This is a genomic window from Pantoea sp. WEP, from assembly GCF_041678305.1.
In the GTDB taxonomy this organism is placed as follows: Bacteria; Pseudomonadota; Gammaproteobacteria; order Enterobacterales; family Enterobacteriaceae; genus Pantoea; species Pantoea dispersa.
Map to the genome: position 1 here is coordinate 233671 of NZ_JBGNXB010000001.1, position 15923 is coordinate 249593.

At 61.3% G+C, this 15923-nt stretch carries 13 protein-coding genes; 11 read left to right on the forward strand and 2 right to left on the reverse strand.

What is annotated here, in order from left to right:
• Window positions 1-53: 53 nt before the first annotated feature.
• The 7 genes from ABVR31_RS01085 (at window position 54) to ABVR31_RS01115 (ending at window position 9073) form a co-directional block, all read left to right on the forward strand.
• Window positions 54-1217 carry an HD-GYP domain-containing protein gene (locus ABVR31_RS01085; protein WP_288424337.1) on the forward strand — a complete coding sequence of 388 codons (1164 nt, stop codon included), beginning with the start codon at window positions 54-56 and terminating at the stop codon, window positions 1215-1217.
• 108 nt (window positions 1218-1325) lie between these two features.
• Window positions 1326-1415, forward strand: coding sequence for a K(+)-transporting ATPase subunit F (kdpF, locus tag ABVR31_RS01090; RefSeq protein ID WP_021507879.1), 90 nt, complete (start codon window positions 1326-1328; stop codon window positions 1413-1415).
• The gene (gene kdpA, locus ABVR31_RS01095) at window positions 1415-3094 is read left to right on the forward strand and encodes a potassium-transporting ATPase subunit KdpA (RefSeq protein ID WP_088516523.1); all 1680 of its coding nucleotides are present in this window, start codon (window positions 1415-1417) and stop codon (window positions 3092-3094) included. Before kdpF ends, kdpA begins: the two co-directional genes overlap by 1 nt.
• A gap of 7 nt (window positions 3095-3101) precedes the next feature.
• Entirely contained in the window at window positions 3102-5150 is a 2049-nt protein-coding gene (gene kdpB, locus ABVR31_RS01100) for a potassium-transporting ATPase subunit KdpB (protein WP_058759354.1), read from the forward strand.
• Between the two features lie 11 nt (window positions 5151-5161).
• A complete protein-coding gene (gene kdpC, locus ABVR31_RS01105) occupies window positions 5162-5734 on the forward strand; it encodes a potassium-transporting ATPase subunit KdpC (RefSeq protein WP_150059619.1) in 573 nt (190 codons plus the stop codon).
• Window positions 5735-5842: 108 nt separating this feature from the next.
• Window positions 5843-8518 (forward strand): two-component system sensor histidine kinase KdpD, encoded by a 2676-nt coding sequence (kdpD, locus tag ABVR31_RS01110; RefSeq protein ID WP_371221887.1) that lies wholly within the window; start codon window positions 5843-5845, stop codon window positions 8516-8518.
• A 54-nt stretch (window positions 8519-8572) separates the two neighbouring features.
• Window positions 8573-9073, forward strand: a complete 501-nt coding sequence (locus ABVR31_RS01115) for a TIGR00645 family protein (RefSeq protein WP_021507874.1) — start codon at window positions 8573-8575, stop codon at window positions 9071-9073.
• 182 nt (window positions 9074-9255) lie between these two features.
• Here ABVR31_RS01115 and ABVR31_RS01120 read toward each other — a convergent pair whose 3' ends face one another.
• The gene (locus tag ABVR31_RS01120; protein ID WP_141496766.1) at window positions 9256-10185 is read right to left on the reverse strand and encodes a LysR family transcriptional regulator; all 930 of its coding nucleotides are present in this window, start codon (window positions 10183-10185) and stop codon (window positions 9256-9258) included.
• Window positions 10186-10278: 93 nt separating this feature from the next.
• Between ABVR31_RS01120 and ABVR31_RS01125 the strand changes: the two genes are divergently transcribed.
• The 4 genes from ABVR31_RS01125 (at window position 10279) to ABVR31_RS01140 (ending at window position 14322) form a co-directional block, all read left to right on the forward strand.
• Window positions 10279-11487, forward strand: coding sequence for an MFS transporter (locus ABVR31_RS01125; RefSeq protein ID WP_031279767.1), 1209 nt, complete (start codon window positions 10279-10281; stop codon window positions 11485-11487).
• A 53-nt stretch (window positions 11488-11540) separates the two neighbouring features.
• On the forward strand, window positions 11541-12890 hold the full coding sequence (locus tag ABVR31_RS01130; protein WP_150059621.1) for a sodium:proton antiporter: 1350 nt from the start codon (window positions 11541-11543) through the stop codon (window positions 12888-12890).
• 26 nt (window positions 12891-12916) lie between these two features.
• Window positions 12917-13264 carry a hypothetical protein gene (locus ABVR31_RS01135; RefSeq protein ID WP_021507870.1) on the forward strand — a complete coding sequence of 116 codons (348 nt, stop codon included), beginning with the start codon at window positions 12917-12919 and terminating at the stop codon, window positions 13262-13264.
• 161 nt (window positions 13265-13425) lie between these two features.
• Complete coding sequence (locus ABVR31_RS01140) at window positions 13426-14322, forward strand: alpha/beta hydrolase (RefSeq protein WP_058759350.1); 897 nt, start codon at window positions 13426-13428, stop codon at window positions 14320-14322.
• Window positions 14323-14816: 494 nt separating this feature from the next.
• Here the strand turns inward: ABVR31_RS01140 and ABVR31_RS01145 are convergent, their stop codons facing one another.
• A complete protein-coding gene (locus ABVR31_RS01145) occupies window positions 14817-15734 on the reverse strand; it encodes a bestrophin family protein (RefSeq protein ID WP_372771704.1) in 918 nt (305 codons plus the stop codon).
• Window positions 15735-15923: the final 189 nt, after the last annotated feature.

A 15923-nucleotide genomic window follows, 5' to 3' on the forward strand; every position in this document is an offset into this window, starting at 1 on the left:
GCTCAGCTGCCGATATCACTCCTTACCATCCACTGATATTAAGGAGCGATATCGTGATAAAGCTGATTACCGTTGACGAGCTGCGGCCAGGCATGTTTATCCACAAGCTTGAGGTCTGGTGGATCAAGGACAAACGCATTCGCAACCAGATGCTGATCACCGATAAGCGTCAGATCGCCCTGATCCGTAACGAGGGGATCCAGCAGGTATGGATCGATCCCGAGCGGTCGGTGCGCGCGCCTGCCACGCCGCAGCCGAAAAAAGACATTCCGCAGACGCCGTTTTTCCGCGAGATGGATCAGGCGCAGTGCATCTTCAACCAGGGCAAGCCGCAGGTGCTGGCGATGTTCAACGAAGCGCGCATGGGGCAGGGCCTCGATCTTGCCTTTACCCTTGAGCTGGTCGATGAAATTGCCGGATCGATTACCCGCGAGCCAACCGCGCTGCTCAGCGTGGCGCGGCTGAAAAATCATGACGATTACACTTACCTGCACTCCATGGCGGTGTGCGGTCTGATGATTTCGCTGGGCAAGAAAATGGGGCTGGATGAGCAGCAGCTGCGGCGCGTGGGCATGGGCGGATTGCTGCATGACGTCGGTAAAGCCGCGGTGCCGCTGACCATCCTCAACAAGCCGGATAAGCTCACCGACGAAGAGTTTACGATTATGCGCCAGCATCCAATCGTCGGTGCGCAAATGCTGATGGAAGCCCATGCGGATGAAGATTTGCTGGATATTGCGCTGCATCACCATGAAAAATTCGATGGCAGCGGCTATCCGCATCGGCTGCAGGGCGAAGAGATCTCGCTCTACGCACGCATGGCGGCGGTGTGTGACGTTTACGACGCGGTGACCTCCGATCGCCCGTATCGCAAAGGCTGGACGCCGTCGGAGGCGATGCACAATATGCTGAGCTGGCGCGGCCACTTTGACAGTGCGCTGCTGCACACGTTTGTGCGTACCATCGGTATTTATCCGGTGGGCTCGCTGGTGCGACTGGCCTCCGGGCGCGTGGCGCTGGTGGTGCAGGCCGGGGAAAAATCGCTGCTGAAACCCAAAGTGCATGTGTTCTGGTCGCTGCATTCGCAGCGCGAGGTCAAACCGGAAGCGCTGGACCTCGGCGACAGCTTCTGCACCGATACCATCACCGGCGCTGAGGACAGCGGCTTGTGGCACAACGTTGACCTGAATCGCATCTGGGCGCTGGAAAGCGCCTGATCTGCCCGCGTTTTTATACTTTCTTTACGCCCGCTCTGCGCCTTTTTACCCCTTCTTTATGCCGCGCCGCGCATGCTTGCTGCACTACCAAATCCTCTGGAGGTTGCTGTGAGTGTGGGCGTGATAGCCGGCATCGTGCTGGTATTTTTATTACTGGGCTACCTGATTTATGCCCTGCTTAATGCGGAGGCATTCTGATGGCGGCGAATGCGTTTTTACTGATTGCGTGCTATCTGCTGGTGTTGATGGTGCTGGCGCAGCCGCTGGGCCGCTTGCTGGCGCTGATGGTGGCGGATAAACCCCTGCTGGCGCGCAGCGAACGCGTGCTGTGGCGTCTGGCCGGCGTTGACGGCGCGGCGATGCGCTGGCCGCACTATCTGCTGGCCATCCTGCTGTTTAACGCGCTCGGCTTTGTGCTGCTGCTGGCGATGCTGATGGGGCAAGGCGCGCTGCCGCTCAATCCTCAGCATCTGCCTGGCCTGAGCTGGGATCTGGCGCTCAATACGGCGATCAGCTTTGTCACCAACACCAACTGGCAGGCGTACGCGGGCGAGAGCACGCTGAGTTACTTCAGCCAGATGGCGGGCTTAACGGTGCAAAACTTCCTTTCGGCGGCAACCGGTATTGCGGTGGCGTTTGCACTGATGCGCGGTTTTGCCAACCGTTCGCTGGAAACGCTCGGCAATGCCTGGCGCGACCTGACGCGCATCACCGTCTACGTGCTGCTGCCGATTAGCCTGCTGATGGCACTGTTTTTTGTCAGCCAGGGCAGCATTCAGAACTTTGAACCCTATCATGCCTTCACCACGCTGGAAGGCGCGCAGCAAACGCTGCCGCTCGGGCCGGTGGCTTCGCAGGAAGCGATCAAAATGCTCGGCACCAACGGCGGCGGTTTCTTCAACGCCAACTCGGCGCATCCGTTTGAAAACCCGACGGCACTGACCAACTTTGTGCAGATGCTGAGCATCTTCCTGATCCCGGCCGCGCTGTGTTTTGCCTTTGGTCAGCAGCTGGGCGATCGCCGTCAGGGCCATATGCTGCTGTGGGCCATGAGCATCATGTTTGTGCTGGCGGTGGTCGCGGTGATGTGGGCTGAGCTGCGCGGCAATCCGCACTTTCTGACCCTGGGCGCCGATAGCGCGATCAACATGGAAGGCAAGGAGACACGCTTCGGCATTCTCAACTCCAGCCTGTTTGCGGTGATCACCACTGCGGCGTCGTGCGGCGCGGTAAATGCCATGCATGACTCCTTCACTGCGCTGGGCGGCATGGTGCCGATGTGGCTGATGCAGCTGGGCGAAGTGGTGTTTGGCGGCGTCGGTGCCGGCTTGTACGGCATGCTGCTGTTCGTGCTGCTCGGGGTGTTTATCGCCGGTCTGATGATTGGCCGTACGCCGGAGTACATGGGCAAAAAGATCGACGTGTGGGAGATGAAAATGACCGCGCTGGCGATTCTGGTGACGCCGACGCTGGTGCTGCTGGGTACTGCGCTGGCGATGATGACCGAAGCCGGACGCGCCGGTATGGCTAACCCTGGCATTCACGGCTTCAGTGAGGTGCTGTATGCGGTGTCGTCGGCGGCCAACAACAACGGTAGCGCCTTCGCCGGTCTCAGCGCCAACACCCCGTTCTGGAACCTGCTGCTGGGCTTCTGCATGCTGGTCGGCCGCTTCGGCATCATCATTCCGGTGCTGGCCATTGCCGGTTCGCTGGCGGCGAAGAAAATTCAGCCGGTCGGCAACGGCACGCTGCCGACTCACGGCCCGCTGTTTATCGCACTGCTGGTGGGCACCGTGCTGCTGGTGGGTGCGCTGACCTTCGTTCCCGCGCTGGCGCTTGGCCCGGTGGCGGAACATCTGCAACTTATTCAGGGATAACGGAATCATGAGTCGTCAACAACTGGCGCTGTTTGATGCGGCGCTGACGCGCACCGCGATGCTGGATGCGGTGAAAAAACTCGATCCGCGCGTACAGTTTCGCAACCCGGTGATGTTTCTGGTGTGGATCGGCAGCGTGCTCACCTCACTGCTGGCCATCGGTATGGCGGCGGGGCAGCTGAACGGCAGCGCCGGCTTTACCGCGGCGGTCGCTATCTGGCTGTGGTTTACCGTGCTGTTCGCTAACTTCGCCGAAGCACTGGCGGAAGGGCGCAGCAAGGCGCAGGCCAACAGCCTGAAAGGGGTGAACAAGCACAGCGATGCGAAGAAACTGGCGGAACCGTTTCACGGTGCGCAGTGGCGGCCGGTGGCGGCCGATACGCTGCGCAAAGGCGATGTGGTGCTGGTGGAAGCCGGGGACATCATCCCGTGCGACGGTGAAGTGCTGGAGGGCGGCGCATCGGTCGATGAGAGCGCCATTACCGGCGAATCGGCACCGGTGATTCGTGAATCCGGCGGGGATTTTGCCTCGGTAACCGGCGGGACGCGCATCCTGTCGGACTGGCTGGTGATTCAGTGCAGCGTCAATCCGGGCGAAACCTTTCTCGACCGCATGATCGCCATGGTGGAAGGCGCGAAACGCCGCAAAACGCCCAACGAAATCGCCCTGACCATCCTGCTGGTGTCGCTGACCATTGTGTTCCTGCTGGCGACCGCCACGCTGTGGCCGTTTTCCGCCTGGGGCGGCACGCCGGTTAGCGTGACGGTGCTGGTGGCGCTGCTGGTGTGCCTGATTCCCACCACCATCGGCGGACTGCTGTCGGCGATTGGCGTGGCGGGCATGAGCCGCATGCTGGGAGCCAACGTGATTGCCACCAGCGGGCGCGCCGTGGAGGCCGCCGGTGACGTGGATGTGCTGATGCTGGACAAAACCGGCACCATCACGCTCGGTAACCGCCAGGCAACGCAGTTCCTGCCTGCGCCGGGCGTCAGCGAGCAGCAGCTGGCCGATGCGGCGCAGCTGGCATCGCTGGCCGATGAAACGCCGGAAGGGCGCAGCATCGTGGTACTGGCGAAGCAGAAATTTAACCTGCGCGAACGCGATCTCAGCAGCATGGGCGCCAGCTTTATCCCGTTCTCCGCGCAGACGCGCATGAGCGGCGTCAACGTGCAGGATCGCCTGATCCGCAAAGGCGCGGTGGATGCGGTACGCCGTCATATCGAAGCCAGCCACGGCAGCTTCCCGGCTGAGGTCAATGCCCGGGTGGAAGAGGTGGCGCGCGCCGGCGGTACGCCGCTGGTGGTGGCTGAAGGCGCGCAGGTGCTGGGCGTGGTGGCGTTAAAGGACATCGTTAAAGGCGGCATTAAGGAGCGTTTCGCCGAGCTGCGCAAGATGGGCATCAAAACGGTGATGATCACCGGTGATAACCCGTTAACCGCCGCGGCGATTGCGGCGGAAGCCGGTGTCGATGACTTCCTGTCGGAAGCGACGCCGGAAGCCAAGCTGGCGCTGATTCGCCAGTATCAGGCGGAAGGGCGCCTGGTGGCGATGACCGGCGACGGCACCAACGATGCGCCCGCACTGGCGCAGGCTGACGTGGCGGTGGCGATGAACTCCGGCACCCAGGCGGCGAAAGAGGCGGGCAACATGGTCGATCTTGACTCCAACCCGACCAAACTGCTGGAAGTGGTGCACATCGGCAAACAGATGCTGATGACGCGCGGTTCGCTTACCACCTTCAGTATCGCCAACGATGTGGCGAAATACTTCGCCATCATCCCGGCGGCGTTTGCCGTGACCTATCCGCAGCTCAATATGCTGAACGTGATGGCGTTGCATTCACCGGCCTCGGCGATTCTGTCGGCGGTGATCTTTAACGCGCTGGTAATTGTGTTTTTGATTCCGCTGGCGCTGAAAGGCGTGAGCTATCGGCCGATGAGCGCGGCAGCGCTGCTGCGCCGCAATCTGTGGATTTATGGCGCAGGCGGTTTAGTGGTGCCGTTTATTGGCATTAAAGCGATCGACCTGCTGCTGACGCTGTCGGGCCTGGTGTAAGGAGAAGAGAAATGAGTCAGTTACGTCCGGCTATAGTATTGTTAATCCTGCTTACCCTGCTGACCGGCGCGGTCTATCCGCTGCTGACCACCGGCCTGGCGCAGTGGTGGTTTCCGTCGCAGGCCAACGGTTCGCTGATTGAGCGCGACGGCGCGGTGCGCGGCTCAGAGCAGATCGGTCAGGCGTTCAGCCAGCCGGGGCACTTCTGGGGCCGTCCATCGGCCACCAGCGACGTGCCGTACAACGCGCAGGCGTCAGGCGGCAGCAACCTTGCCGCCAGTAATCCGGCGCTGGATAAAGCGGTGGCGGAGCGGGTCGCTGCGCTGCGCGCTGCCAACCCGCAGGCGCCGGCAGCGGTGCCGGTGGAGCTGGTAACCGCTTCAGGCAGCGGCCTGGATCCGGATATCTCCCCTGAAGCGGCGCTGTGGCAGGCACCGCGCGTTGCGGCAGCGCGCAACATGACGCTGAAAGACGTTGAGGCGCTGATTGCGCGCAACACCGAGCGCCCGCTGCTGCCGTTTATCGGCGAAGAAACGGTGAACGTGCTGCGGCTGAATATGGCGCTGGATGATTTGCAGGGATAGTTTCAAACCGCGCGAAGAATCGTGCCGCTACAAAAATGTGCACATACCGTAGCGGCGCAATTTATTGCGCAATGCCACATTGGTGCACGCGATAAAAATGGACCTCGCATGAACGACGAATTACCGCGCCCCGATCCCGATGCCCTGCTGCTCAATCACAGCGACAGCCATCGCGGTAAACTGAAAATCTACTTCGGCGCCTGCGCGGGCGTAGGGAAAACCTACGCCATGCTGCAGGAGGCGCAGCGCCTGCGTGCGCAGGGGCTGGACGTGCTGGCTGGCGTGGTCGAAACCCACGGCCGTGAAGAGACCGCCGCGCTGCTGCAGGGACTGGCGGTGCTGGCGCGGCGCGCCACTGGTCGGTCGCGCCATGCGGAATTCGACCTCGACGCCGCGCTGGCGCGCCATCCGGCGGTGATCCTGATGGATGAACTGGCGCACACCAACGTACAGGGCTCGCGCCATCCCAAGCGCTGGCAGGACATTGAAGAGCTGCTGGATGCCGGTATCGACGTGATTACCACCGTCAACGTGCAGCATCTGGAGAGCCTGAATGACGTGGTGGGCGGCGTCACCGGCATTCAGGTGCGCGAAACCGTACCCGATCCCTTTTTCGACAGCGCCGACGAAGTGGTGCTGGTGGATCTGCCGCCGGACGATCTGCGTCAGCGGCTGAAAGAGGGCAAAGTGTACGTCGGCGACCGCGCCGAGCGCGCCATCGAAAATTTCTTCCGCAAAGGCAACCTGTTCGCGCTGCGTGAACTGGCGCTGCGTCGCACGGCCGACCGGGTAGACGATCAGATGCGCGCCTGGCGCGATCAGCAGGGGCGCGACAAAGTGTGGCACACGCGCGACGCGATTCTGCTGTGCATCGGTGACGACACCGGCAGTGAAAAGCTGGTACGCACCGCCGCCCGTCTTGCTGCCCGGCTCGGCAGCGAGTGGCATGCGGTGTATGTGGAAACGCCGCGCCTCAACCGACTGCCGGAAGCGCAGAGGCGCGCCATTCTGCGCACGCTGCAGCTGGCGCAGGAGCTGGGCGCGGAGACCGCCACGCTGTCCGATCCGGACGAGGCGCGCGCAGTGCTGCGCTATGCGCGCGAGCACAATCTCGGCAAAATTGTTACCGGCCGGCAGCCGCAGCGGCGCTGGCGACGCGACAGCTTTGCCCAGCGTCTCGGCGAGCTGGGGCCGGACCTCGACCTGCTGGTGGTGGCGCTGGATGAGCCGGTGCGCGATGTGCCAGCGGCCCTGAGCGGCCAGCGTGCCAGCGGCGAGAAATGGCGGCTGCACCTGCGCGGGTGTCTGATGGCGATCGCGCTGTGCGTGCTGGTGACGCTGATTGGTCGCTGGTGGCTGGTGGAGTTTGATACCGCCAACGCGGTGATGATCTATCTGCTGGCGGTGGTGCTGGTGGCGCTGCGCTTTGGCCGCTGGCCGTCGGTGTTCGCCACGGTAATCAATATTCTGGCCTTCGATCTGGTGTTTGTGGCTCCTACCGGCACGGTGGCGGTATCGGATCTGCAATATCTGGTGACCTTTGCGGTGATGCTGGCGGTCGGGGTAATTGTCGGCAATCTCACCGCCGGCGTGCGCTATCAGGCGCGGGTGGCGCGCTACCGTGAACAGCGCGCGCGTCATCTGTATGAGATGGCGAAATCGCTCGGCAGCGCGCTGACGCCGCAGGATATCGCTGCTACCAGCCAGCGCGTTATTGAGGTGACGCTGCAGGCGCGCAGCCAGCTGCTGCTGCCCGACGAACAGGGTGAGCTGCAGTCGGCGGGTGAAAGCACCATCGGGACGCCGCCCGACCTCGGCATTGCTAAATGGAGCTACAGCAAAGGGCAACCTGCCGGTGCCGGCACCGATACGTTACCGGCGGTGCCGTACCAGATTCTGCCACTGAAAAGCGGGGCGCACTGCCGCGGCCTGCTGGTGGTTGAGCCGGACAACCTGCGCCAGCTGATGATTCCCGAACAGCAGCGGCTGGTGGAGACCTTTACGGTGCTGATTGCCAACGCGCTGGAACGCATGGCGCTGTCGCACAGCGAAGCCGCGTCACGGCTGGCCGCCGAGCGCGAGCAGCTGCGTAATGCGCTGCTGTCGGCGCTGTCCCACGATCTGCGCACGCCGCTGACGGTGCTGTTTGGCCAGGCAGAGATGCTGATGCTGGACCTCGCCAGCGAGCAGTCGAAATACGTCGGCCAGGCCAATCAGATCCGCGAACAGACGCTGAGCACCATCCGGCTGGTGAGTAACATGCTGGATATGGCGCGCATTCAGTCCGGCGGGCTCAACCTGCGCGAAGAGTGGGTGGCGCTGGACGAGGTGATTGGCGGCGCGCTAAGCAGCATGGGACCGTCGCTGAAAGGGCACGACTTTACGCTGGATTTACCGCCGGAGCTGGTGCTGATCAAAGGCGACAGCGCGATGCTGGAGCGGGTGTTTACTAACCTGATCGAAAACAGCCTGAAGTATGCCGGCAATGCCGCGCAGCACGGCATTCGCGCCTGGCGCGATAAAGCGCGGCTGGAGATCGCCGTCTGGGATAACGGACCGGGCATTGCGCCAGAGAATCTGACGCGCATTTTTGACAAGTTTGCCCGCGGCGACAAGGAGTCGGCCGTGCCGGGCGTCGGGCTGGGGCTGGCCATCAGCAAAACCATTATTGAGTCGCATCGCGGACGCATCTGGGCGGAAAACCGGCCGCAGGGCGGGGCGGTGTTTCGCCTGTCGCTGCCGCTGCCGGCCGCGCCTGAAATTTCTGAAGAAGCACTGAAATAACTTCACATAAGTTCGGTTATACTCGATGGCTTGTCTGTTGATAAATGGGAACTTATGGAACGTTTTACCGAAAACCTGATGTATGCATCGCGCTGGCTGCTGGCACCGGTTTACATTGGACTTTCGCTGGGGCTGCTGGCGCTGACGGTTAAATTTTTTCAGGAAATTTTTCACCTGTTGCCCAACATTCTCAGCATCGCGGAAAACGATCTGATTCTGCTGCTGCTGTCGCTGGTGGACATGACGCTGGTCGGTGGCCTGCTGGTCATGGTGATGCTGTCCGGCTATGAGAACTTTGTCTCCAAGCTGGATATCGATGAAAGCAAAGAGAAGCTGAGCTGGCTCGGCAAGATGGATTCCGGCTCGCTGAAAAACAAAGTGGCAGCTTCGATTGTGGCGATCTCATCGATTCACCTGCTGCGTATTTTTATGGACGCGCGTAACGTCGCCAACGAAAAGCTGATGTGGTACGTGATCATCCACCTGACCTTCGTGCTGTCGGCCTTTGTGATGGGCTGGCTGGATAATATGTCGAAGGTTGAAAAGAAATCGTGACCTTTACGCACGAGCTGACCGATTACATCAGGTGCGCATCAATGCGCACCCTGTAAAAACCGCAATGCCCGTAGGGTCGCCATTCATGGCGACCTGGCCAGTCGTACCCTGTGCACATGAATGCGCACCCTGTAAAAAACCGCAGTGTCCCGTAGGGTCGCCATTCATGGCGACTTGGCCCATCACCGCACCGGCTGCGTGCCGGTCAGCTGCGGCATCACGTCCCTGATCATCGCGAAAAAATGCTGCAGGCGGGCCGGATAATAACTGGCCCACGGGTAGGTCAGCCACACCGGCAGCGGCGGCGCCTGCCAGTCGGGCACCAGCTGTACCAGCGCGCCGCTGGCTAAATCCTCCTGCACCACCCATGACGACACAATCGCGGCGCCCATGCCCGCCAGCGCGGCTTTGCGCACCGCGTACAGGCTATCGCTGGCGAGGCGCGGGGCAATCGCCAGGTTGATTGGCTGGCCGTCGCTGAGACGCTGCAGCGCAATTTCATTACGATAAAAACTGGTCAGCGCCAGCCACGGCAACTGCGTCAGTTGGGTAACCTCTTGCACCGGCGCATGAGCTGCCAGCAGCGCCGGTGCCGCGACGACAAAGCGCGGCACTTCTGCCAGCAGCACCGCCACCACCGACGGATCGGTGGGCGCGCCGACCTGAATGGCGCAGTCAACGTTTTCACTGACAAAGTCCGGCGTGCGGTCGTTGAGCATCCACTCCACTGCCAGGCGCGGATAGCGCTGCAGATAATCCATCAGCGGCGCAATCAACTGATCCTGACCAAACGCATGCGGCGCACGCACACGCAGGGTGCCGATCGGGTCGTCATTCGCGCCGGTTAACTCATCTTCCAGCGCGTGCCAGGTGGCCACCAGCTGCCGTGCCTGGGCATAGCAGCGCTCTCCGTCGTCGGTGAGTTTCAGCGCATGGGTGGTGCGTAAAATCAGTTTCAGGCCGAGCCGCTGCTCCAGCGCCTGCAGACGGCGACTCACGGTGGGTTGGGTGGTGCCGAGCTGCGCCGCGGCCGCCGACAGCGAACCGCTTTCAACAATGCGGATAAACGTCTGCATCAGTTCGATGCGGTCAACGCTGGTGAGTGTGCTCATACGTACCATGCATAACAGTTCTGTGTCATAGCAGTCTACCGCGTATGGCCGCAACGCGCTTTAATAAGCGCATTATCACGGGGGAAAACCACTATGTCTGCCATGTCTCAATCTTCTGCCATGCCTGCTGAAAAGCTGCCGGCACCGTTGGTGTTTACGCTGGCGGCCGGTGCCGGTCTCAGCGTGGCATCGATTTACTACAGCCAGCCGATGCTGGATATCATCAGTAAACAGTTCAATGTGGGCATTGGCAGCGTTGGTATGGTACCGATGCTGACCCAGGCCGGTTACGCGCTGGGGATTCTGCTGCTGGCCCCGCTCGGTGACCGCCACGATCGCCGCACCATCATTCTGGTTAAAGGCTTGCTGCTGGTCGCCGCGCTGCTGCTGTGCGGCTTTTCCGGCGGCATCAATGCGTTGCTGATCGCCAGCTTTGTTACCGGATTAACCGCTACCGTGGCGCAGGACATTGTGCCAGCGTCGGCGGCGCTGGCACCGGAGCGCAGCCGTGGCAAAACCGTCGGCACGGTGATGACCGGGCTGCTGGTCGGCATTCTGCTGTCGCGCGTGGTGAGCGGCGTGGTGGCGGAGTATCTGGGCTGGCGCACCATGTACATGATGGCGGCGGCGGCGGTGCTGCTGAGCAGTCTGGCGCTGTGGCGCGCGCTGCCACGCTTTACGCCGGGCACCACGGTGAGCTATCCGCGTCTGCTGCTGTCGCTGGCGCATCTGTGGCAGCATCACCAGACGCTGCGCCGTGCGGCGCTGGCGCAGGGCCTGCTGTCGGTAAGTTTCAGCGCCTTCTGGTCTACCCTGGCGCTGATGCTGAGCGATCGCTTCCATCTCGACAGCGCCGTGGCAGGGGCCTTCGGTCTGGCCGGTGCCGCCGGTGCGCTGGCCGCGCCACTGGCGGGCAGTTTTGCCGACCGCATCGGCCCGGCGCGTGTCACCCAGTATGGCGCCACGCTGGTGATGGTGTCGTTTGCCCTGATGTTCCTGCTGCCGGTACTGCCGGTGCCGGCGCAGCTCGGCCTGATTATCCTCAGCACCATCGGCTTTGACCTTGGCGTGCAGGCCACGCTGGTGGCGCATCAGACGCTGGTCTACAGCCTGGCGCCGGAAGCGCGCAGCCGCCTCAATGCGCTGATGTTCACCGTGGTGTTTATCGGTATGGCGACCGGCGCGGCGCTCGGCAGCCTGGCGCTGGCCCATTTCGGCTGGAATGGCGTGGTCAGCCTTGCGACGGCTGCCGCTGTGCTTGCGCTGCTGATTCGTCTCGCCAGTCGCCATCTGCAAAACTAATTCACGATCCTGTGCCAGGCTTAAAGGAGAATGTTATTTAAAAACGGAGCGTTATGAACTTCCTGGCCTGGACCGCCCTTACTGGCGGTCTGCTACTTTTGATGTCACTGGCTTCCGGCTGGATTCACCGGGGGCCGGTGACGTCGTTTGGTCTCTACCTGATCGCGGGCATTCTGTGCGGCCCGTGGATGCTTAATCTGCTGCAAATCGACATTATCGGCCACGCCGAGCTCGCCGCCCATATCACCGAAATCACCATGGCCGCCTCGCTGTTTATCACCGGGCTCAAGCTGCGTCTGCCGATGAGCGCGCACGCGTGGCGCGTCGGGCTGCGGCTGGCTTTTCCGGCGATGCTGCTGACCGTCGGCGGCATGGCCTGCCTGATTCACTGGATTACCGGCTTTGGCTGGCCGCTGTCGCTGGCGTTTGGTGCCATTGTTGCCCCGACCGACCCGGTGCTTGCCAGCCTGATCTCCGTTAACGATGCGCGCGATGACGATGCGCTGCGCGTGGCGCTCTCCAGCGAGGCCGGCATGAACGACGGTTCAGCGCTGCCGCTGCTGATGCTGGCGCTGCTGCTGATGCATCCGGGCGCCTTCAGTCTGCAGCTGCTGGGCGGCTGGGCGGCGCGCGATGTGGTGTGGGCGATTGGCGGCGGGCTGGCGATTGGTTACCTGCTCGGACGGCTGATCGGCCAGCTGGCGACCCATCTGCGCAGCGCGCATCACGACGTGGCGCCCAATGATTTCCTCGCGCTGGCGCTGATCGCCCTGAGCTACGCGGCGGCGCAGTCGGTGGATGCGTCTGGCTTCCTAGCCACCTTTGCGGCAGGCGTCGGCTTACGCCGCGCCGAGCTGCGCGTGACTAAACGCTTTCCACTGGAAGATTTACCGGAAGAGAAGCGCTACCTGCCGGCAGAGGTGCTGGTCAATCCTAACCAGCGCCTGAAACAGGGGGGCGGCAGCCCGGTAAAATCGGTCGGCCTGGTGGTCGGCGATGCGCTGTCGTTTGGTGATACTATCGAACGCCTGCTGGCGGCAGCGATGATGGTGGTGCTGGGCATCACGCTGGCGCATCACTGGAATCTCACCGGCATCGGCCTGGCGCTGCTGCTGTTTGTGGTGGTGCGACCGCTGGCGGTATGGCTGACCACCTGGCGCTGCGAGATGCCGTTTATGCGGCGGATGCTGATTGGCTGGCTGGGGATTCGCGGCATCGGCAGTATCAATTATATTGCTTATGCCTGGGTGCACGGCCTGCAGGGCCCGCAGGCGGAACAGATGATGGACATGGCGCTGACGCTGGTGGTGTGCAGCATTGTGCTGCACGGCATCACGGTGACGCCGCTACTGAACTGGCGTGCTGCCCGGCAGGCGGCACGCGCGCAGCAAGACGAAACGTGATTTTCTGGAAATAACGGGAGCTTATTATGAAAGCATTGCTTATCGCCCTGGTAGGGCTGTCGCTGTCTGCCAGCGCGCTGGCGGATGATACGGATGCCGACGCGCAGGAGAATATCTACGCCAGCCAGCTGTGCCACATTGTTAGCGGGGAGCAGAAAACCGGTGACATGCAGAGTTACACTGAGAAAATGAAGTCACAGCTGGCGGCCAGCCAGTCACCGTCGGCCATGAACAAACCCTCCTTTAACGAGGAAACCGCGCAGGAAGTGGTCAACGGCTGGCTGGAGCTGGGCGAAGAAGAGCGGGCGAAGCTGCGTCACGATCAGCAGCAGTGTGAGCAGACGGTGATGACTCAATTCCAGCAGCAGGATTAATTTTCCCTTCTCTTCGTGAATACGCGCCTTTTCTGGCGCGTTTTTTTATGGCTTTTTTGTACGAAATGCGTACATTATCGCCAGATTGAAACAGGACCTGCATCACATAATGAGACGCCGCCTCCGGGCTGGCGCATTTTCCATACCGGCTACTGGGCAAGATGATTACACGGCGTCGTTTTCTGTTGGCTAGCGGAGCAACCGTACTCTCCATGACGGCGGGCAAACTGTTTGCCCGGGATGACATTATTCCGCTCTGGCCGGACGACCCACCGGGTGGCGGCGGTCCGTCTGGCTTGCTGAAAGTCAGCGCTAACGGTTCATGGACCAATATCGTTTCTCCAGCCATTCAGCGCTTTCGTCCGGAGAATCCCAACGGCGAAGCGGTGATCGTTGCGGCTGGTGGTGGCTACCGTTTTATCGGCATGGGGCGCGAAGCCTGGCCGGTCGCGCGCTGGCTTAATGCCAACGGGTATACCGCCTATGTACTGAGCTACCGACTGCCGGGTGAAAAGTGGCAGGCCGGCAGACTGGCGCCGCTGCAGGATGCGCAGCGCGCGATCCGCATGGTGCGCGCGATGGAAAACAAGGTGCACCTGCTGGGCTTTTCGGCTGGCGGCCATCTGCTCGGCATGGCGGCAGCGCGGCCTGACTTCGTCACCTATTCACCGCAGGATTCGCTGGATGACATCCGGCCAACCGCAGACAGCGTCGGGCTGATTTACCCGGTTATCACCCTTGAAGCGCCGTATCAGCACACCCGTACTCACCAGATGATCGTGGGCAATGACGCCACGCCGACCCAGGAAGCCAACTGGTCAGTGCAAAATTACGTTACCCGCGCCTATCCGCCAACCTTCCTGGCGCAGGCGGAGGACGATCATACGTCCAACCCCCACAACACCGAGCTGATGCGCGACGCCTGCCGCCGTATGCGCGTGCCGGTTGAGCTGATTGAACTGAGCAGCGGCGGCCACGGCTTTGGCCTCGGTAAAGCCGGCACCCCCGCCGCGCTGTGGGACCAGGCGTATGTCCGCTGGCTGGATAAGCTGGGTTAACTTCTTTACTGGCGCATCAATCCAGGAGTGCTTGCAACGGCGCTGCAGTAACCCTCCGCACGAACCGTAGCGGCGCAATTTATTGCGCAAAAAAACAGCGGCGCAGCGGTCGAATTAGCGCGATAAATCGCGCCGCTACAATGTGTGCAGGATGATGGTGCAGAAATAAAATGCCGCACGAATCGTAGCGGCGCAATTTATTGCGCAAAAAACAGCAGTGCAGCGGTCGGATTAGCGCGATAAATCGCGCCGCTACAATGCGGTGCGCTCAGCGGGCATGGCGATTGAATCAGTTCGTGCTGCCACGTCAGATTAAAATACCGGTCCCAATCGAGGAGCGCTTGCAATGGCGCTGCAATAACCTTCCGCACAAACCGTAGCGGCGCAATTTATTGCGCAAAAAACAGCAGTGCAGCGGTCGGATTAGCGCGATAAATCGCGCCGCTACGATGTGGTGCGCTTAGCGAGCATGGCGATTGAATCAGCCCGTGCCGTCACGTCAGATTAAAATACCGGTCCGGCTGGCTCGCTGCCGGCAGCGGGAAATCGTTGTTCATCGCTTTCAGATTGCGTTCGATATTCACGCACAGCGCGTCCAGCGGCAGATGATTGGGCGCGGTGCCGAACGGATCTTCCAGCTCCTCCGCCAGCGACTCCAGCGACAAAAAGGTATACGAAATAAACACCGACACCAGCGGCGTCATCAGGTGCAAATCCGCCACCAGCGCGAACGGTAGCAGGGTGCAGAACAGATACACCGTGCGGTGCAGAATCAGGCTGTAGGCGAAGGGAATCGGTGTGCTGGCCAGCCGGTCGCAGCCACCCAGATACGCCGACAGATGGTTGAGGTTGTCATCAATACTCTGCCAGACGATATCCGTCACTAATCCCTCATCACGCCGCTGCGCCAGCCATTCGCCCATGCATAACATGATTTGTGAGGTCGGCATCGGATGGCCGAGCACCGCGGCGTGCCACGCGGGCGGCAGCAGCCGCTGCAGATCGGCCTGGGCATCGGTTTTACGCAGCCGGTGTTTCAGGCTCCAGCTAAACGCCAGCTGCAGCCCGATAAACTCCTGCACCTGTTCCGCACGCAGTCCGCGCAGCGTTTTCACCAGGCGCAGCAGCGAGCGCTGAGTGATGTGCATATTGCCCCACAGCGTGCGCGCCTCGATAAAGCGCGCGTAGCTGGCGTTATTGCGAAAGCCAAGAAAGATGGCGATCGACACGCCAATCAGGCTGAACGGTGCGGTGGTCAGGTGAATGCCGAGCGTGGAATACCAGGGATAACCCAGAATGGCGATCACTGACATCAGCAGGTTAAGCGACAGGCGGAACGCAATGCGAGACAGCACTGAGCCGTGCCAGTCAAACAACCGGAGAAACCAGTGTTGATGAGGACGTACGATCATTTTGCGATGGTGTTTTTTATGATTTTGTCGCCACAGATTACGCCCGTCGCAGGCGCAGAATCAACGCCGGTGAGCCGCTGTTTTACCATCAAAAACGCTGCGCTTTGGCTAATTAATCTATTTAAATCAATCTTCTAAAAACGCTTTGAACAAGTTGTAAAATTCTTTGCGTTATCTCTTTGTCCGCGC